This is a genomic window from Variovorax sp. MHTC-1 (assembly GCF_003984645.1).
In the GTDB taxonomy this organism is placed as follows: domain Bacteria; phylum Pseudomonadota; class Gammaproteobacteria; order Burkholderiales; family Burkholderiaceae_C; genus Variovorax.
In genome coordinates this window covers 1-344 of record NZ_RWKI01000115.1, presented here as the reverse complement: position 1 = coordinate 344, position 344 = coordinate 1, and the positions used below count along the sequence as shown (strand labels likewise).

Here is a 344-nt window from a genome sequence, read left to right as displayed (position 1 = left end):
GAAGCTCGATGCGGAGCTGAAGTTGCCGATGGCCCCGATCAGGGTGAACGACGCCGGCCCGCCGGTGCCCGGCACATGCCTGATCCTGAGCTTGGTCGCCTCGAGGACGCCGTTGGACATCGTGCCGGCCACGTCCACCTTCACGCCATTGCCGACCGAGGCGGCAGGCCCGCCGGTGATCTGCGCGGAAGAGGCGTCCACCGGCGTGCCCAGGACGCGGAGCGAACCCAGGCCCGCGTAGTCGGTGACGACGCCTGCGAGCTGGACCGGCGTGGCGTTCGCCGTCGGCACCGGGTACCACCACTGCACGAGCGTGGCAGGCAGGCGCCCCGGCAGGGCGGTGT

The 344-nt window shown here is 71.8% G+C and carries 1 pseudogene; it reads right to left on the bottom strand.

Annotated features, from left to right (window positions below):
• A pseudogene (locus EJI01_RS29035) lies at window positions 1-344 on the bottom strand (hypothetical protein); the annotation flags it as partial.